Source organism: Paracoccus homiensis, assembly GCF_900111675.1.
GTDB classification, from domain to species: Bacteria; Pseudomonadota; Alphaproteobacteria; order Rhodobacterales; family Rhodobacteraceae; genus Paracoccus; species Paracoccus homiensis.
In genome coordinates, this window is the sequence record NZ_FOHO01000004.1 from 1 (window position 1) to 17,512 (window position 17,512).

The following is a 17,512-nucleotide window of genomic DNA, read 5'->3' on the forward strand; positions in this document are numbered from 1 at the left end:
GACAACGGCCCGGAATACGTCAGTGGCACCCTCATGGAATGGGCCGACAACCGGGGCATTGCCTTGGCATACATCCAGCCCGGAAAGCCTCAGCAGAACGCCTATGTCGAGCGCTACAACCGGACGGTCCGGCACGAATGGCTGGACTTATACATTTTCGAAAGCATCGAAGAGGTCCAGAAGATTGCCACCGAGTGGCTCTGGTCCTACAACCATGAACGCCCGAACATGGGCAACGGCGGGATGACACCTGCACAGAAACTGAAGATGGCCGCATAAATTTTACGACCAAGCCCCCGCAAAAACGGGGGGATTACCGTTCGACGTCATCAGGTGTTCGGTCAGCCGATCGACCACCGGGCCGAGGTGGAAGGCGGCGGTGCCGACCCAATTGGCCAGCGTGCTGCGGTGAAGCTCGATGCCTGCGCGCGTAAAGATCTGGCTCTGGCGGTATAAGGGAAGGTGCCCGGCTCAATCACCCGCTCAACGCGGGGCAGGCTTTCCGGAAGATGCCCGCGATTGCGGCGGGCGGCCCGGCGCGGGGGCGTGCGGGGCGTAGCCTCCGCATCCTGCCGGGTCTTGGCCTCGGCCACGGCAGTGCCGAGATCCTCGAAAGCCACCTGACGCTTGTCGTCGTTCAGCTTCTCGGAGCGTTTGCCATGCAAGATCTGGTTTAGCTCGGCGATCAGATGCTCCAGCCGCCGGTTGGTTTCCTGCAGCGCGTCCCGTTCACGCAGCACGGCAAGAACAGCGGCGTGTTGGCTTTCGGGGATGGCGGAAAGGTCGATGGAGGGAGCGGCGGACGTGCTGTCATCATATCCTGATCCATCTGTAGTTGAACGCCTTTTGTTGCATTCAGGTCATTCCGCAACGGCTGGATTCGGGGCTTCCAGAGGCCGGACCCGACGCCAGTCGAGACCGGAAAAAAGCGTCTCGAACGGCATTCGGCTCAGGGTCATGGCCCCGTCCCGGAACGCAGCACCAGCTTGCCTTGCTTGGCCAGCCGCCGCCACGCCGATAACTGGTGCGGCTGCACACCATACCGATCTGCAACGGCATTCACCGTGGCGACAGGCTCAAGCGTATGGGCGACCATCAAAGCTTTCACCTGGGTCGGCCACCCGCGATGGCCCGACGCATAGATCTCCACGCCCGGAGGTGTGAGAAACGAATTCTTGGCACACATTGCGAAACGCACTCTCACTGGTCGATGAAAAAGACTTCGCAGCAGCGCGTCAACCAAGCAATGTGGGGCTCAGCCGTCCGTTACACTGCATCTTCACGGACATCCGCGTCAGTCGTTGTCCGAGTAGCAATGCTCCCTGACCCTAACTTGAACGTTTGGTCGTTGTCCTGCCTGGTCTTTTTCAGTGTTTTGCGGCGACCCGGAATCCGCAGTTTCCTGTTGAGCTGTCGGGGTCGTTTCTGGTGCGGGAATGGACGTGATAGCGGTCGCAATAGCTGTCGTGGCACAGATAGGATCCGCCGCGCTGTGCGCGTGCGGCGCCCGGGCTGTCGTCGTCATTCACCGGGTCCAGCGGCGGCAGGCGGTTGCCCTGGGGCAGGGGGCCAAAGCGGTCGGCGGTCCATTCCCAGACATTGCCCGTCATGTTGTAAAGCCCGTAATCATTGGGCGCGAAGGCCCGCACCGGCGCGGTGCCCGGCCAGCCATCCTCGGCGGTGTTGCGGGTCGGGAAATGGCCCTGAAAGATGTTCATCGCATGGGCATCGCCGGGCATCATCTCATCGCCCCAGGGGAATTTCCGCCGCGCCCGCCCGCCGCGGGCGGCGCGTTCCCATTGCGCCTCGCTTGGCAATTGCAGCCCCGACCACTGGCAATAGGCCAGCGCGTCATACCAGGCAATATGCACGGCGGGGTGATCCTCGCGCCCGCCGATGTCCGATCCCGGCCCCTCGGGCGAGGACCAGCAGGCGCCATCGACGCGCCGCCACCATGGCAGGCCGGGCGGGCTGACCGGCCATGCCGCGGCATCCTGCAGAAGCAGGTGGAACACAAAGCTCCAGCCTTCACGCTCGGCGACCGTGCGATAGCCGGTCGCCTCGGTGAACCGGGCATATTCGGCATTCGTCACCGACGTGGCCGAGATCAGGAAGGGCGACAGCTTGACCTTGCGCCGGGGCGCGTCCAGATCGGCGGCAGAGCGCGACTTGCGGGCGCCCATTTCGAAGATGCCGCCGGGAATGGCGACCAGCCGGGCGCGCAGGGCGCCCCGTTCCCGGTCCGGGGCCCGCGGCACGGCCCGCGCCGCGGCCAGGAACATCGCGTCGCGACCCTCGGGTGCCGTATCGCGATCGCCGCGGCCCGCGCCGCAGCACGCCTTGCCCTGGTCCTGCATGATCCTGCCCCCCTTTTTTCCTATTCCGCCGCGCCGATGATGTCGCGGCGCTGCTTGTCCAGTTCCTCGCTATAGCGGCGCAGGGTGTGGGACTCGGTCAGGATGCCCAGAACGCGACGCTCGACGCGGTCGCTGACGACGGCCAGCGCCTCGCTTCGGCTGTTTTCGAACAGGGCCGCGGCCTGTCGCGCGTTCATCCCCGGCAGCAGGATGTCGGTCTGCTGATGAAAGAAGCTGGCCAGATCGCTGCGCGGTTCGGCCGCATCCGCATCGGCGTGGATTTCGGGCACCAGCACCACCGCGGCATAGGCATTGTCGGTATCGGTGACGATCACGCGCTGGGTCGAGCCCAGGGGAAAGGCCTGGCGGAATTCCTCGGCGGTCATGTCGTCGCGGGCGGTCACCACATCGCGGCGCATCAGCCGGTCCACGGTCAGGTTGCGGATCCAGCCGACATCATGGGCGCTGCGGATCGATTCACCGCGCAGGTGAAAGCGCCAGGTGCTGAAGGAATAGCCGAAGGTCTGCCGCACCACCAGCGACGAGGTGATCGAAGCCGCCAGAACCAGCACTGCGATCGGAAACTCGCCCGTGACCTCGAGGGTCAGGAAGGTCATCGCCAGCGGTCCGCCGATCACCGCGACGCCGAATGCGCTCATCCCGATGACGGCCAGCGCCGCCGATGACATCATGCCCGGCGCCAGCCAGTCCAGCGGCACGGCCAGCGCCTTGCCGACCAGCGCCCCCAGCAGCAACGAGGCAAAGAACAGCCCGCCCCGAAAGCCCGAGCCGATGGTGATCGCCGTCGCCAGCGCCTTCAGCAGGAACAGCCCCACCAGCGCGTGCAGCGCGACGTCGTGATCCAGGTTGATATGCATGGCGCCGTGTCCCGCCGACAGGATCTGCGGCGAGATCAGCGCAAGCCCGCCCACCAGCAGCCCGCCGATCGCGGGGCGGATCCAGGCCGGAATGCGGGCCAGCGTGGCCAGACGTTCGGTGCGGGTGACGCCGATCATCACCAGGATGCCTAGGGCCGCACAGATCCCGCCCATGGCAAGCGCGGGCAGGAAATCCATCGCGGTGATGGTCCCGATCGGGCCGACATCGATGGTGAAGGGCTCGCCCGTCAGCGCGCGCGAGACCAGCATCGCCACGATGGCGGCGGCGATGACCGGGGCCAGCGACACGGTGCTGTAGGTGCCGATGATCAGTTCGAAGGCGTAGAAGGCACCTGTCAGGGGCGCGCCGAAGGCCGCCGCGATCGCGCCCGCCGCACCGCAGCCGACCAGCACGCGCATATCCTCGCGGCGCAGCTTCAGCTTCAACCCCAGCTTCGAGGCGATCCCCGAGGAAACCTGCGTATAGGCCGCCTCCAGCCCCGCCGACAGGCCGAACCCGTTCGAGGCCAGGTTCTGCAGGCTGACCCAGATGCTGTCGGTCAGCGACATGCGCCCGCCATAAAGCGCGTTCGCCTCGATCGGGTCGACGATGCTGCCCTTGCGGCGGCGCAGGTGCAGAAACAGCGTGGTCAGCAGCCCGCCCGCGACCGGCGTCGCCAGCAATCGCCAGTCGCGCGCCAGATCCGATCCGCTGAGCCCGGCGCCGAAGGCCACGCCGTAAAGCAGGCTGTGCAGCGCCTGCGAGGCCAGGCTGATTGCGCTGACCACCATGCCCGCCAGCGCACCGACCGCCACCGCCAGCACCATGAAGCCGACCGCGTTGCCCCGCGCGAACAACCGCCGCCGCAACAGGTTCCCCCGCGCCGCAACCGCAAGCCCATGATGCTTGCGCGGCAACAGCACGTTCGGATCCCTCGCCCAGCCCATCGCAGAAACCTTGCCTCACATGACAACAACAAAACCCGGAAGTCGGGTCTGCGCCTGTCCCGTTTGGGATGGGTTCCTACCGTCTTGCGGCCCGGTTACAACCCCGGTTCGTCACATTCCGGGGGCAGACGCCTACAAAGGGCGATGGGCGCCCCCGTTGGGCGACCCAGGGCGGCGCAGCCGAGATCCCCGACAGGGACGGCAGTTCGCCCTAGCGACCGGTCTGGCCCAGAACCAGCCGCGTCGCGCCGCTGATATCGGGCAATACCTCGCCGTTGGCCAGACGCGCCAGGATGCGGCGTTCCTCGGCCTCGACCTCGGCTGCGTGGGTGGCGGCTGCCTCGGCCTCGGATGCGGGCATGATCAGGATGCCGTTTTCATCCGCAAGGACGGCATCGCCCGCATTGACCACGACCCCACCGACCGAAACGGGGCGGTTCATCGCCCCGCCGCCATTGGCCAGCTTGGTCGTCAGCGCGGCAAGCCCGCGCGACCACAGGGGAAGCCCCGCTTGCCGGATCGCCAGCACATCGGTCGCCAGCCCGTCGATCACCACACCCGCCAGCCCGATGCGGCAGGCCACATCGGTCAGCACGGCACCCCAGCAGGCGTGGCGGCGGTCGCCTCCCTGATCGACGATCAGGAAATCGCCAGGGCGCAGCAGCCGCAGCGCGTGGTTCAACAGCGTGCCGTCACCCGGCGGCAGCGCGATCGTCACTGCCGTCCCGGCCACCGGGCCATTGGCATGGCGGCAGGTGATCTGCGGATCGACAAAGCCATTGCGGCGGAAATGCCCGATGGTAGCGGGCTCGCAGCCGCCAAGGCGGTCGCGAAGCGCCGGGTCCATCTGCGGCGGCATGGGTGCGATATTGTAGGCGGTCATCAGATCAACCCCGGCAGCCAGGTGATGATCCCTGGAAACAGACTGAACAGAAGGATCCCGATCAGGAAGCAGAGACAGATCGGAATGGCGGCGGCATAGATCGACGGCATCGGGATCCAGGGCGCGCTGCCCTTGGCGGCGAACAGGTTATAGCCGAAGGGCGGTGTCAGGCTGCCCACGGCAAGGTTGATCAGGAACAGCGTCCAGAACCAGACCGGATCAAAGCCATACAGCGACACCAGCGGATCATAGATCGGCACGACCACCATCATGAAGGCGATCTGGTCGATGAACATGCAGGCGATCAGCGGGATCACCATCAGCAACAGCAGCATCAAGGCGGGGCTGAGGTCGAACTCGGTCGCGGCCTCAACCAGACCGCGCGTCGCGCCGGTAAAGGACAGAAGCTGGCTGAACAGCTGCGAACAGGCCAGAATGGCGATGATCATCGCGCTGATGCGCAGGGACGACATCAGCGCCTGCCCCGACATCTTCAACGAGAACTTGCCATAGAACGCCGCGACCAGGATCGCGCCCAGAACGCCCGTTGCGGCGGATTCGGACGGCGTGGCGATGCCCAGCATGATCAGGCCAAGAACGGCGAAGATGATGATGCTGAAGGGCAGCATCTTGCCGATGGCGGCCAGGATCGCCGGCAGCGAGCGGTCGTGGTCGTCATCGCCGGCAGGTGCCTTGGACGGGTCGGCCCAGATGCGGATCAGCGTATAGCCGACAAACAGTCCCGCCAGCACCAGGCCGGGAATGATCCCCGCGATCAGCAGCCGCGCGATCGACACATCGACCAGCGAGCCGATGATCACGACCAGCAGGCTGGGCGGAATGATCGGTGCAAGACCCGCACCGCCAAGGATCAGCCCGACCGAGATCTTTTCGTCATAGCCGCGATCCCGCATCGTCGGCAGCGCGGACCGCGACAGCATCGCCGTCACCGCCAGCGCCGATCCCGACAGCGCCCCGAACAGTGTCGACAGCGCGATCACGAAGAAATACAGGCGGCCCCTGATCTTGCCCATCAGCGTGTCGAGGGAATCGAAGATCACGTCGATCGACCCGGACCTGAACAGCAATTCCCCCATCAGGACGAACAGCGCGATGGTCGACAGCGTTTCCGAGGTGACGGTGTTATAGACGCTGTTGGTGAACATCCCGAAACCCGCAGGCCCCATCAGCCACAGCGTGCCCGCGACATTGATGGTCAGGAAGGCCGCGAAGATCGGGATGCCAAGGGCGAACAGCACCATCAACGACGTGACCCCAAGGCCAAGCGCAAGTTGCCAATCCATGATCAAAGTCCTTCCTGCGGATCTTCGTCCGCGTTCCACGGCAGGCTGTCGGGTGCCAGCGCGGCCCGCAGATAGTAGATCGCCGTCCCGGTAAAGCCGTAGCAGATCAGCCCCGACAGCCAGATCTTCGGGATCCTGACCGCAAAGGACGTGCTGGTGCCCGATTGCACCTGCCGGATCGCCTCGACCCAGATCATGTAGGCGGCAAAGCTGCAGACGATCGCCGTCAGCGCCGCGATGATGCGGATAAAGCGGGCCTGCGTTGCCGTGGGCAGCTTTTCTTCCAGGATGGTGATGCCGATATGGCCGCGCGTGCGGGCCAGTTCGGGCATTGCAAGCGTGGCCGCGGCGCAAAGCAGATACGCCACCGCCGAGGCCGACCACAGCGTCGGCGAATTGAAGAAATAACGGGCGACGACCTCGATCAGGAAGGTCACGACGATCCCCGCAAGCGCGGCGCCGCCCAGAAGGAACCCGGCGCGGGTCAGCGCATCATGCGCGCGCCAGATCCCCGCGCCGAATGTCCGGCCTTGGCTCATTCCGTCAGCCCGTTTTCCTGCGCCAGTTCACGCATGCGGGCGACGGTGTCCGGCGATTTTTCCATGCCCAGCTTCCAGATGCCCTCGTTGACCAGTGCGTCCAGACGCTCGGCATCCTCGGGGGCGAACTCGGTCGGCTGCATGCCCAGCTCTTCCAGTTCTTTCCATTCCTGAACGGCCAGACCGTCCAGCAGCTCGGCATTGGTTTCTTCCAGCTTGCGGCCCTGTTCCAGCAGCAGCGCCTGTTCAGCCTGGTCGAGGGATTCGAACTTGGACAGGTTCATCAGGATATAGGTATAGGTCTGCCCGAAGGTCGGCTTCGAGAAATATCCCGCAACCTCGTGCCAACCCAGATCCTTGACGCCGTTCAGGCCCCATGCGGCGCCGTCGATCACGCCGCGATCCAGCGCCGAATAGACATCGCCCGACGACATCAGCACAGGCGCGCCGCCCAGCCCCTCGGTGATGTTGGTATAGGTCGCGCTGCCCCGGATGCGGCGACCGTCCAGACCGGGCGATCCCTCGATCGGCTCTTCCAGCACATATTGGAAGCCCGACGATCCCAACGGCGGCACCGCGATCAGCTTCAGGCCCAGATCGGCGTAATGGGCGTCGACCAGATCCCAGATGCCGGCCTCGCGCACCTTGGCGGGATCGACGGACACCGCGTCCATGGCCGCGCCAACGCCGGTGGTGTCGGTGTGATAGGCGCCGTGGGTGTACAGGATGTCGAAGACGCCCGCGCCGACCGGTTGCAGCTGTTCGAAGGGCGGGATGACGTCAGGACCGCTGAGATTGATGCTGGTCTCACCGCCCGAGGCTTCTTCGACCATGTCGATAAAGCGCATCGCGACCTCTTTGGTATAGGTCGCGTTCATGTTGTAGCTGGTCAGCATCCGCAGATCGGTCGCCATCGCGGCCGCGGGAAGGACAAGTGCAGCCGTCGCTGCCGTGATCATCAAACGATTCATGGGTCTACCTCTCTGTTGTCGCTGTATCTTATTCTTTGCCCGCCGACCGCAAGCCGGTCGGTCGCCGCGCCCCCGCAAGCCGTACCGCGATCCGATCGCAGGCCTGGGCTGTGGTTTTCCGGGATCGCGTCATGTCGTGTTCTTCCTCGGGTTCTGAGGTCAGATGAACGATAATTCTGATGCCGCGTCCGGCGCAAATAGTCGCAGGCTATTCCAAGAATAGCACCGGGGCAGACCGGTCCCGCGCGGCCCGAGACGCGGCCGGATCAAGGGTGTTTTCGGGGCAGAATGCCTGCCTGGTGGGCAGATACGGGCCCGCGAAGGACGGGCGACAACCTTGGGTGGCTTCTGCAGGTCCGGCTTCACGCCAAGGCGCTGTCTGTTTCGACAATGCGGGGGGTGCAGCATAAGGATGCCATAGCATCGCCCTATGCTTCGTCGCTATATTTCCGGGATCACTGTGCTATTGGGGCCGCCGGGCCAATGGGGGTGCATCGCCGTGCTGCAGAATGATCTGAACTGGAACCTGCTTCGCACATTCTATGTGATCGCGCAGGAACAAAGCATCACTGCCGCGTCGAAACGGCTGGGGATCTCGCAGCCCTCGGTCAGCAACGCCCTGCAGAAGCTGGAATCGCAGCTGGGTTGCCAGCTGGTCTTTCGCGACAGCCGCCATTTCGAACTGACCCTGCGCGGTGAAAAGGTCTATCAGGAATGCCGTGACATGTTCCACGGGGCGGACCGCATCGTGCAATTGTCGCAGGACGCGCTGGAAGAGGAACGCGGCGAGGTGCGCTATCAGGTCATCTCGAACCTGGCGTCGCCGATGATCTACGAATTGCTGCGCCTGTTCCATCAACGCCACCCTTCGGTGAAACTGCATGTCGAGGTCAGAAACAGCCACGAAATCCTGCGCAATATCAGTAAGGGCAACGTCAATCTGGGCTTCTGCCTGTTGAACAAGCCGGTACTGAACCTGGAATCGGTTCGCCTGTTCCGCGAGGAATTTCAACTGTTCTGCGGGGCCGAGCATTCGCTTTACGGTCGCGAAAGCATCAGCGAGCGCGAGTTGCGGCAGGAACCGTTCATCTCGTTCACCTGCGCAAGCGAAGGCATGGGACTGGAGCCGATGGCGGTTCTTCAGGCCAGCGCGAATATCGGCAACCGTATCACCGGCGTCAGTTCGAACCTGCAAGAGGTCAAGCGCATGATTGTGTCGGGCATCGGGATCGGCCTGCTGCCGACCTATCCGGTGCAGGCCGATATCGACGAAGGCGTGCTATGGCCGATCCGCGTTACGGACCGGCCCATCGGGGCGGATGTGTATTTGGTCCATGCCCCAAAACAGGATCTCAGCGGGGCCGAACGTGCCTTTGTCCGCACCGTCGAGGAACTGGCCCCGATGTATCAGGATGTGACCTGACGGTGGGCCAGCTCGGCCGCAGCCAGATCCTCGATCGCGACGCCCGCCGATTTGAACAGCGTGAATTCGGCGTCCGATCCGCGCCCCGGATGGCGACCCTGCGCCAGCTCGGCCAGGTCCGCCTCGATCTGGATCGGGTCGAACAGGCCCGCGCGGGTGGGTTGGGCCAGATCGCCCGATTTCATCGCGCCGTCGACGCTGTCCACGAAGACACGTGACTGACCCAGTGCGGTATCGTCCGCCTCGCGCATATCCTCGCGGAAGGCGCCGACCAGGTCCAGATGGGTGCCGGGGCGCAGCCAGTCGCCATGGATGATCGGGCTGGTCGCCGCCGTGACCGTCGTGATCACGTCGGCGCTCCGGCAGGCCTGTTCCAGGTCGGTGACCGCCTCGGCGGGCAGACCGTCCTCGCGCATCGCCCCCGCGATCCGGGCCGAGCTGTCGCAATTGCGGCCCCAGACCATGATGCGATCATGGTTGCGAACGCTGGAATGGGCCGCGGCCATCGCGCGCGACAGCTGACCCGTTCCCACGACAAGCAGGGTCCGCGCGTCCTTGCGGGCAAGGTAATCCGCCGCCAGCGCGGATGCCGCCGCCGTTCGCCGCGCGGTCAGCGCATCGCCATCCATCACCGATTTCATTTGACCGGTTTCGCCATCGAACAGCATATAGCCCGCGTTGATCGTCGCCAGCCCGCGTTGCGGGTTTTCGGGAAAGAAGGTCACGATCTTCACGCCGATGGATTCGCCCGGAATCCAGGCCGGCATGATCAGCAGTGACGCCTCGCTGCCGTCGGGCTGCCTGATCGGCAGCACCTGACGGGGCGGGGCGACGACGGCATTGCGGGCGAACCAGTCGCGCAGTTCCTCGACCAGCGGTCGCCAGTCCAGCGCGGTTTCCAGCTGGTGTTCGGTCAGGAAGATGTCAGTCACGATCGGCCCTTTCCACGACAGCATGCAGCAGGATGTTCAGCGCGGCATCGAAATCCTGCGGCTCGCAATGTTCCTCGTTGTTATGGGTGATGCCGTTCTTGCAGGGGGCAAAGATCATCGCGGTCGGGCAATGCGTCGCCAGGAAATAGGCGTCATGCCCGGCCTGCGACTGGATATCGCGCCAGTTCACGCCCAGGCGGATCGCCTGGTTGCGGATGCTGTCGATCAACCCGGCATCGAAGATGTCGCCGCCCCATTCCCATTCATCCTCGATGGTCGCGGTGCAGCCCGCCACGGCGGCCGCCTCGTGGACCGAGCGGCGCATCTTCTCCGCCATGACACGCGTGGTGATCGGGTCGGGATGGCGCACATCGCAGACGGCCTCGGCGGTATCGGACAGGATGCCGGGCTTGTTCGGCCAGGCGGTCAGCCGTGCGGCGGTGGCCTTGCCGTCATGGACCGCGTAATCCCAGCCGATATCGTCCACCGCCGTCAGCCAGCGCGCGCCCGCGACCAGCGCGTTCCGGCGCAGATCCATCGGCGTCGGGCCGGTATGCGCGGTCTTGCCCTCGAACGAGGCGCGCATTCCGCGCACCGGATAGCCGCCGGTGACGATGCCGACATCGCGCCCCTCGGCATCCAGGATCGGACCCTGTTCGATATGCAGTTCGAAATAGGCGTCGATCTCGCCCGCCTTGCAGGGGCGGCTTCCGTCATAGCCGATGCGCTTCAATTCGTCGCCGAACCGGGTGCCGTCATCGCCGATCAGGTCATGGACCCAATCCACCGAATATTTGCCGACGAAACAGCCCGACGCGACCATTGGCGGCGAGAACCGGGCACCTTCCTCGTTGGTCCAGTCCACGATGACGATGGGGCGCTTGGTGACATGGTTCGCCTCGTTCAGGGCGCGAACGACCTCCAGCCCTGCCAGAACGCCCGCGATGCCATCGAAGCGACCGCCATTGATCTGGGTGTCCAAGTGGCTGCCGATCAGGATCGGCGGCAGGCTGTCATCGCTGCCTGCCCGCCGCGCGAAGATCGAGCCGCATTCATCGACTTCCACGCTGAGCCCCGCATCCTGGCACCAGGCCACGAACTGGTCGCGCATCTCCTTGTCGGCATCCGACAGCGTCAGACGCGAGAGGCCGCCCGGCCGTCCCTGGCCGATCCGACCCGAGGTTTCGATGGTTTGCCAGAAGCGGTCCAGATCGACGCGGCTGTCAGGGGCGATGGGCATGGCAGATCCTTCATATTGTCCAACGATCCGCCAGTTCAGGCTGTGCGGTCATGGTGCTGAATGCTTGTGCGCAAGCCTCTGACGGATCGGTCGCAAGCGCAAATAGCGCTGGCTTATGGCATCCAGAGACCGCTGATATGCAGACCGATTGGCTGGCGGCATTTCCGGGCATGTCCGGCCCAGTGCCGCCTATGCGCGGTCGGCAAGACCGCGGGGATTCCTATAATTTTTCAAGGAATATTGTATATCCTATTGGTTCACTGGCAAACTGACTGATCCGCGAAGTGATCGTCGCGGCCTGCACCCATACCGTCAAAACGGCGCCCGCCGGGCCTTAGGGGCTTGGCTTGTTTCCCGACAGCTTGCCTGCAGCCAGCATCAGGTCGATCTCGCCGGGCAGCAGGTCGCGCAATGCGGTCGCCGCCGGGGATTGCGCACGATCCTTCAGCCAGCACAGCGAATGTGTGCGCGTGATCGCGGGTCGGGTCACGGGTTGCACGCTGACCGTGCCGGTGGCGATTTTGTCCAGCCAGAAGGTCAGCGGCACGATCGTCCCGGCCAGCCCTTCGTCGATCAGCTTGCTGACCACATTCACACTGCCGGTTTCGTATTTCACATTCGGAACGACGCCGATGGCGCGGGCAGTTTCCTCGATGCGGCGGCGCAGGTCGCGGTTCACGAAGGGCAGGACCAGCGGGCGGGCAACGGCCTCGGCGAACGAGATCGGAGTGTTGCGCGCGCCCGGCGCGATGCGGGTCACATAGTGGAACGCCTCTTCGAACAGCGGGATTGACCCGGCCTGCGGCAGGTCGGTGGCCGCGTTGGGGATGATCGCCAGATCGGCATCGTGGCGCTGCAACGCATGACGCGCCCGATCCGAAGGATAGTCGATGATCCGCAACCGCATCTGCGGGTATTTTCGTTCGGCCAGGGGGTAGATCTCGCCTGCGATCGCCGCCGCCAGCGATGGGATCACCGCCAATGTCACCTCGCCGGTGACGGTGTCCTCGCTTTCGGTGACGGCCTGCCGGATCTGATCCATCCGCCGCAGCAGATCGGCCGCCTCGTCGCGCAGACGCTGACCGGCCCGCGTCAGCGACACCCCGCGCGAATGGCGCTGAAACAGTTCGGCGCCCAGATCATGTTCCAACTGGGCGATCTGCTTGCTGAGCGCGGGCTGCGCGATCCGCAGACTTTGCGCCGCCGCCGAGATGGACCCCGCACGGCAGACGGCAAGGAAATGTGACAACTGACGTGGTCCCATGGCGCGCTATAACCTTTTGGATATGACTTTTATGCCAAGTTAATATTTCTGGGTCTAGCATATCTTCGCTACCGTCAGGCTACCCGGTAGGAGGCCGGGCGCAGGGGAGGTAAGCATGAAAAATATAGGTTTTGCCGCGGTCGCGGCACTTCTCAGCGTGGGTGCGGCCCATGCCGAATGGGCGCCGGACGGCCCGATCAAGGTGCTGATCGGCTTCAAGGCGGGGGGTGGCGCGGACAGTCTGGCGCGGTTGCTGGCCGAGGATATCCAGGCGCGTGAAGGTTGGAACCTGATCCCCGTCAATGTCGATGGCAGCGGTGGCGCGATCATGGCCCGCGAGCTGAAGGATGCAAGGCCAGATGGTCTGACCATCGGCGTCGGCATCACCGACACATTCGGCTATGGCCTTCTGGCGGTGCGCGATCCCGGTTATGCAGCCGATGATTTCGACTTTCTGGCCACCATCGCCGGAACCCAGATCGCGGTCGTCGCCAAGGCAGATCGCGGCTGGCAGAACCTTGGCGATGTCATTCAGGACGCAAGGAACGGAAAGACGATCTCGTTCGGGGCGATGACCCCGCGGCTTGCCGATGGCGCCTATTACATCGGCAAGGCGAATGACGTCGATTTCAGCATCGTCAGCAATTTTTCCGGCGGGCAGGATGTGTTGAACGCAATCAGCGCGGGCGATGTCGATATCGGCTGGGTTGCGGGTCCGCAGAAGGCCGGTGTTCAATCCGGCGATCTGGTGAACCTTGCCAATGGCGAGGATCTGCCGCTGGAGATGTCGCCCGATGCGCAGAAGCTGGGCGATCTGGGCGTCGATTTCCATTTCGGGACGACCTTTCTTGCCCTTGCGCCCGCTGATCTGCCCGCGGATGCGAAAGCCGCGCTGAGCGATGCGATCATCGGGGCGGTCGAGGACCCCGACAGCAAGGTCAGCACCTTCATCCAGCGGCTGTTCGTGCCCAAGACCATGGGGGCCGACGCGGCGCGCGATTACGTCGATGCCGAGCGGCAGGATGCGCAGAACCTTCTGGACGCGACGGCGGAATAAGGAGTCGCGACGATGACCGTGACGACGCGCTGGAAGGATCTGGGATTGGGTATCTTCGGGATTGCGGCTGCGGGGGTGATCCTGTTCGTCTGGATCCCGGCAGATATCTCGACCGGGGTGATCGACACATGGCGCCGCGTGACCCGGATCGGTGACGCCATGCTGCCGGTCTTTGCGACCATCGGCATCCTTCTGTCCTGCATGGGGATCGCGGCGAATGCCGCGCTGCGCCGGCCCGGCGCGGATTGGGCACTGCTTCATGCGCCCATGCTGTTGATGGCCGGGGCGGTGCTGATGGTCAGTCTCGCGTTGATGATGCTGACGGGTCCGGTGCTGGCCTGGGTCGTGATGGGGCCGGATCAGCCCTACCGCATTCTGCGCGATGACATGCCCTGGAAATACACCGGCTTTCTGATCGGGGGAACATTCCTGATCGCGGCCCTTCAGGCGCTGGTGATGCGGCGGCTTCGCTGGCGATCCGTCGGGGTCGGGCTGTTGGCCAGCGTGCTGATCGCGATGTTCTACGGTCTTCCCTTCGAGGATCTGCTGCTGCCCCCGAACGGAGATTTCTGATGGGTGTTCTGGACTATGTTCTGGCCGGCATCGTCGAGGCGTTGACCGGAAACCCTGCGCTGGCGCTGGGACCGTTGATCCTGTCATGGCCGGTGCTGATGGTCGTGTCGGGCTTTCTGACGGGGGTCCTGATCGGCGCGGTGCCGGGGCTGTCGGGCCCGTTTGCAATGGCGATGGCGCTGCCGATCCTGATTTCGGCCTTCGGATTCAGCAGCGATGCCTTGCTGCCGGTCATGGGCTTTCTGGTCGGGATCATGAAGGGCGCGACGCTGGGTGGCGCGGTGCCTGCGATCCTGTTCAACATTCCGGGAACACCCGATGCCTTCATGACCACGCTTGACGGCTATCCGATGGCGCAAAAGGGCCAAAGCCGCAAGGCGCTGCGGGTGGCGCAGTTCGCCTCGGTGACGGGGGACAGTTTTTCCGATCTTGTTCTGTTTGTCTGCGCACCGTTTCTGGCCATCTCGATCGAGTTGTTTCTGGGCCTGTCGGAAAAGGCCGCGCTGATGATCCTGTCGCTGTCCTTCGTGGCGGTGGTCGTGGGCAGCGATGCGTTTCGTGGGTTGCTGGCCGTCAGCCTTGGCCTGCTGGTCGCCTCGGTCGCGACGGGGGCGGACGCCTATCCGCGTTTGTCGCTTGGCAGCGATGTGCTGGCTGCCGGGTTGCCGACGATCCCGGTGATCATCGGGCTTCTGGTCGTCAGCGAGATCCTTGCGGGCCTTGCCGAGCTGCGCCGCGACCGGCACAAGGCGCGTGCCCATGCGCCGACCCCCGATGACCAGTCCGGGCTAAGCTGGGCCGAGCGGCGCGCCCTTCTGCCCTTCATCGGTGTCTCGATGAGCCTGGGTACCCTGATCGGCGCATTGCCGGGGATCGGATCGACCCTTGCGGCGGCGCTGGGATATACGGCCGGGCGCAAGATGCACAAGGGGCCGGTGCCGTTTGGCGAAGGCACGCCCGAAGGCATCGCCTCGTGCGAGGCGGCGAATTCAGCCGTGTCGGGTGCCAATCTGATCCCGGCGCTCAGCCTTGGAATTCCCGGCAATATCTCGGCCGTGTTCCTGATCCTTGCCGCGACCAGCATCGGCGGCTTCAATCCCGGACCCTCGGTGTTCCGCTTTACCCAGGATCAGGTCAATCCCGAGCTGGTCATCGCTTTCGGGTTGTTCACGCTGATGGTGGTTGCGAACCTGCTGAACTGGGCGACCGGCGCCCGTTTCATGGAAATGCTGGGCGGTCTGATCCGCGTGCCGCGCCATATCCTGTTGCCGATCGTCCTGCTGCTGACGCTGACCTCGGTCTATGTCGAGGGCGGCGCGATGATGGATGTGATCATCCTGCTGATCTTTGGTGTCGCGGGCTGCCTGATGCGCTGGTCCGGGGTTCCGATCCTGCCTTTCGTGATCGCCTATATCCTGGCCGCCCCGCTGGAGATGACGATCCGCAACGCGTTCGAAGCCAGCGGCGCCGATCCCTGGTTCCTGTTCCACGGCTTTTTCTCGCCCGCCTGTCTGGTGCTGGCGGTGGCCATCATCGTCTTTTCCGGCTGGCTGCGCGCCGGTCGCCGGGCCGCCTAAGCCCGGTTCCCGTTTCCTGAAGGAGTTTCCGATGTCCCGTTCCGACACACGCCCCAATATCCTGTTCATCACCGCGGATCAGCAGCGTGGTGACTGCTATGGCTTTCGGGGGCGAAAGGTGCAGACGCCGCATCTTGACCTGCTGGCCAGCGAAGGCACCAGCCTTGAAACCGTGGTCACGCCCTGCGTGGTCTGCCAGCCGGCCCGCGCCTCGATCCTGACGGGGCTTTTGCCGCGCACGCATGGGGTCCATGACAATGGCATCGATCTGGACCCGGAACTTGGCGAAAAGGGCTTTGCCGGATCGCTGTCGGCGGCGGGCTATCACACGGCCAAGATCGGCAAGGCGCATTTTTCGACCTATCACGTCTTTGAAGAGACGGGTCGCCCCGAAAGCATCCCCGGTTCGGCCAAGGTGCCGCCGGGCTGGCGCGGCCCCTATATGGGCTTTGACCATGCGGAACTGGTGCTGGTGGGGCATAACTGGTGGCTGCCTGAGCAGCCTCCGCGCGGCCTTGCCTATGAGGAATGGTATTATTCCGATGGCCGGGGCGAGATGAAGAACAAACTGCTGTGGGAAAGCGTGCGCGATCACAAGGGCGCGCCGCAGGTCTGGTCATCGAAACTGCCGGTGGCCTGGCACAACTCGACCTGGATCGCGGATCGCGCCATCGACTATCTGAAGCGCGACCACGATCAGCCCTTCTGCCTGTGGGTGTCATTCCCCGATCCGCATCACCCCTTCGATGCGCCCGAACCCTGGGCCAGCCTGCATCGCCCCGAGGATGTGGACCTGCCCGAACATCGCAGCCGCGATTTCAGCAAGCGGCCTTGGTGGCATCAGGCGGCCTGCGAATCCGAAATTCCCAGCGAACATGCCGAAATCCGGCAGAAATATTCGCGTATGCCGGAATTGTCCGACGATCACCTGCGCGAGGTCATCGCCAATACCTATGGTCAGATCGCACTGATCGACCATTCCGTCGGTCGCATCCTGACCGCGCTGGAAGAACAGGGTTTGGCCGACAATACCTATATCGTCTACACCGCCGATCACGGGGATTGGCTGGGCGATCACGGGCTGGTTCTGAAAGGCCCGATGCCGTTCGAGGGGTTGTTGAACGTGCGCGCCATCGTCAAGGGCCCCGATGTGCCCGTGGGTGCGGTCAAGGATCAGCCGCTTTCGACGCTGGATCTGGGGGCGACCTTCATGGACTGGGCGGGCGTCGAAAGCCTGATGCCGATCCATGGCAAATCCATGCGCGACGTGATTTCGGGGGATGGCACCCGCGACGGGGCGCTGTCGGAATGGGAATTGCTGCCGGGCCGCGTCGGGGTGGGGCTGTCCCTGCGGACCGTCCGCAGCCGCACGGCCAAGCTGACGATGGACCTGAAATCCGGCGCCGGCGAGATGTATGACCTGACCAGCGATCCTGCCGAGCTGGACAACATCTTCGACGATCCGGCCCATGCCGCCCTGCGCGACAAGTTGACCGCGATCCTGATGTCACGCCCAGACGACATGCGCCCGAACCAGACCCCGGTCGGCATGGCATAGGGGCTGCG

General features: G+C 64.3%; 16 protein-coding genes and 1 pseudogene. 6 read left to right on the forward strand and 11 right to left on the reverse strand.

Features of this window, described 5'->3' with window-relative positions:
* Positions 1-279 (forward strand): integrase core domain-containing protein (locus tag BMX67_RS06770; protein ID WP_139206465.1); only part of this gene is annotated, 279 nt, incomplete at its 5' end.
* A 39-nt stretch (positions 280-318) separates the two neighbouring features.
* Here the strand turns inward: BMX67_RS06770 and BMX67_RS06775 are convergent.
* The 8 genes and pseudogenes from BMX67_RS06775 to dctP all read right to left on the reverse strand — a co-directional run.
* Positions 319-788, reverse strand: a pseudogene (locus tag BMX67_RS06775) (transposase domain-containing protein); the annotation flags it as partial.
* Between the two features lie 167 nt (positions 789-955).
* Positions 956-1,186 (reverse strand): transposase, encoded by a 231-nt coding sequence (locus BMX67_RS19975; protein ID WP_090733568.1) that lies wholly within the window; start codon positions 1,184-1,186, stop codon positions 956-958.
* Positions 1,187-1,367: 181 nt separating this feature from the next.
* Positions 1,368-2,357: a formylglycine-generating enzyme family protein gene (locus tag BMX67_RS06785; protein WP_090733570.1), complete on the reverse strand. Its 990-nt coding sequence runs from the start codon at positions 2,355-2,357 to the stop codon at positions 1,368-1,370.
* Positions 2,358-2,377: 20 nt separating this feature from the next.
* Positions 2,378-4,183, reverse strand: coding sequence for a chloride channel protein (locus BMX67_RS06790; RefSeq protein WP_090733573.1), 1,806 nt, complete (start codon positions 4,181-4,183; stop codon positions 2,378-2,380).
* Positions 4,184-4,394: 211 nt separating this feature from the next.
* The gene (locus BMX67_RS06795) at positions 4,395-5,066 is read right to left on the reverse strand and encodes an RraA family protein (protein ID WP_245739270.1); all 672 of its coding nucleotides are present in this window, start codon (positions 5,064-5,066) and stop codon (positions 4,395-4,397) included.
* Positions 5,066-6,370 (reverse strand): TRAP transporter large permease, encoded by a 1,305-nt coding sequence (locus tag BMX67_RS06800; RefSeq protein ID WP_090733575.1) that lies wholly within the window; start codon positions 6,368-6,370, stop codon positions 5,066-5,068. Before BMX67_RS06800 ends, BMX67_RS06795 begins: the two co-directional genes overlap by 1 nt.
* A 2-nt stretch (positions 6,371-6,372) precedes the next feature.
* Positions 6,373-6,909, reverse strand: a complete 537-nt coding sequence (locus BMX67_RS06805) for a TRAP transporter small permease (protein ID WP_090733576.1) — start codon at positions 6,907-6,909, stop codon at positions 6,373-6,375.
* A complete protein-coding gene (gene dctP, locus BMX67_RS06810; protein WP_090733577.1) occupies positions 6,906-7,880 on the reverse strand; it encodes a TRAP transporter substrate-binding protein DctP in 975 nt (324 codons plus the stop codon). The genes BMX67_RS06805 and dctP overlap by 4 nt, the downstream gene beginning before the upstream one ends.
* A 499-nt stretch (positions 7,881-8,379) precedes the next feature.
* Here dctP and BMX67_RS06815 point away from each other — a divergent pair, with 499 nt between their 5' ends.
* The gene (locus BMX67_RS06815; RefSeq protein WP_245739272.1) at positions 8,380-9,303 is read left to right on the forward strand and encodes a LysR family transcriptional regulator; all 924 of its coding nucleotides are present in this window, start codon (positions 8,380-8,382) and stop codon (positions 9,301-9,303) included.
* Here BMX67_RS06815 and lhpI read toward each other — a convergent pair.
* The 3 genes from lhpI to BMX67_RS06830 form a co-directional block, all read right to left on the reverse strand.
* Positions 9,288-10,235, reverse strand: a complete 948-nt coding sequence (gene lhpI, locus BMX67_RS06820; RefSeq protein ID WP_245739274.1) for a bifunctional Delta(1)-pyrroline-2-carboxylate/Delta(1)-piperideine-2-carboxylate reductase — start codon at positions 10,233-10,235, stop codon at positions 9,288-9,290. The genes BMX67_RS06815 and lhpI overlap by 16 nt on opposite strands.
* A complete protein-coding gene (locus BMX67_RS06825) occupies positions 10,228-11,475 on the reverse strand; it encodes a Zn-dependent hydrolase (RefSeq protein ID WP_090733582.1) in 1,248 nt (415 codons plus the stop codon). The genes lhpI and BMX67_RS06825 overlap by 8 nt, the downstream gene beginning before the upstream one ends.
* A 334-nt stretch (positions 11,476-11,809) precedes the next feature.
* Positions 11,810-12,739: a LysR family transcriptional regulator gene (locus BMX67_RS06830; RefSeq protein WP_090733584.1), complete on the reverse strand. Its 930-nt coding sequence runs from the start codon at positions 12,737-12,739 to the stop codon at positions 11,810-11,812.
* 115 nt (positions 12,740-12,854) lie between these two features.
* Here BMX67_RS06830 and BMX67_RS06835 point away from each other — a divergent pair, with 115 nt between their 5' ends.
* From BMX67_RS06835 to BMX67_RS06850, 4 genes are read left to right on the forward strand one after another with little or no spacing between them, the layout of a single operon-like run.
* Complete coding sequence (locus BMX67_RS06835) at positions 12,855-13,796, forward strand: tripartite tricarboxylate transporter substrate-binding protein (protein WP_090733585.1); 942 nt, start codon at positions 12,855-12,857, stop codon at positions 13,794-13,796.
* A gap of 12 nt (positions 13,797-13,808) precedes the next feature.
* Entirely contained in the window at positions 13,809-14,369 is a 561-nt protein-coding gene (locus tag BMX67_RS06840) for a hypothetical protein (RefSeq protein WP_090733587.1), read from the forward strand.
* Positions 14,369-15,946 carry a tripartite tricarboxylate transporter permease gene (locus tag BMX67_RS06845; protein ID WP_245739276.1) on the forward strand — a complete coding sequence of 526 codons (1,578 nt, stop codon included), beginning with the start codon at positions 14,369-14,371 and terminating at the stop codon, positions 15,944-15,946. The genes BMX67_RS06840 and BMX67_RS06845 overlap by 1 nt, the downstream gene beginning before the upstream one ends.
* Before the next feature lie 31 nt (positions 15,947-15,977).
* A complete protein-coding gene (locus BMX67_RS06850) occupies positions 15,978-17,504 on the forward strand; it encodes a sulfatase-like hydrolase/transferase (protein ID WP_090733589.1) in 1,527 nt (508 codons plus the stop codon).
* The last annotated feature ends 8 nt before the right edge of the window (positions 17,505-17,512 follow it).

Excerpts from the sequence above, each read along its gene's own strand:
- BMX67_RS06790 (WP_090733573.1), bottom strand. The coding sequence starts at position 4,183 with ATGGGCTGGGCGAGGGATCCGAACGTGCTGTTGCCGCGCAAGCATCAT.
- BMX67_RS06795 (WP_245739270.1), bottom strand. The coding sequence starts at position 5,066 with ATGACCGCCTACAATATCGCACCCATGCCGCCGCAGATGGACCCGGCG.
- BMX67_RS06845 (WP_245739276.1), top strand. The coding sequence starts at position 14,369 with ATGGGTGTTCTGGACTATGTTCTGGCCGGCATCGTCGAGGCGTTGACC.
- BMX67_RS19975 (WP_090733568.1), bottom strand. The coding sequence starts at position 1,186 with ATGTGTGCCAAGAATTCGTTTCTCACACCTCCGGGCGTGGAGATCTAT.
- BMX67_RS06800 (WP_090733575.1), bottom strand. The coding sequence starts at position 6,370 with ATGGATTGGCAACTTGCGCTTGGCCTTGGGGTCACGTCGTTGATGGTG.
- BMX67_RS06825 (WP_090733582.1), bottom strand. The coding sequence starts at position 11,475 with ATGCCCATCGCCCCTGACAGCCGCGTCGATCTGGACCGCTTCTGGCAA.
- dctP (WP_090733577.1), bottom strand. The coding sequence starts at position 7,880 with ATGAATCGTTTGATGATCACGGCAGCGACGGCTGCACTTGTCCTTCCC.
- BMX67_RS06785 (WP_090733570.1), bottom strand. The coding sequence starts at position 2,357 with ATGCAGGACCAGGGCAAGGCGTGCTGCGGCGCGGGCCGCGGCGATCGC.
- BMX67_RS06840 (WP_090733587.1), top strand. The coding sequence starts at position 13,809 with ATGACCGTGACGACGCGCTGGAAGGATCTGGGATTGGGTATCTTCGGG.
- BMX67_RS06805 (WP_090733576.1), bottom strand. The coding sequence starts at position 6,909 with ATGAGCCAAGGCCGGACATTCGGCGCGGGGATCTGGCGCGCGCATGAT.
- BMX67_RS06830 (WP_090733584.1), bottom strand. The coding sequence starts at position 12,739 with ATGGGACCACGTCAGTTGTCACATTTCCTTGCCGTCTGCCGTGCGGGG.
- BMX67_RS06835 (WP_090733585.1), top strand. The coding sequence starts at position 12,855 with ATGAAAAATATAGGTTTTGCCGCGGTCGCGGCACTTCTCAGCGTGGGT.
- BMX67_RS06850 (WP_090733589.1), top strand. The coding sequence starts at position 15,978 with ATGTCCCGTTCCGACACACGCCCCAATATCCTGTTCATCACCGCGGAT.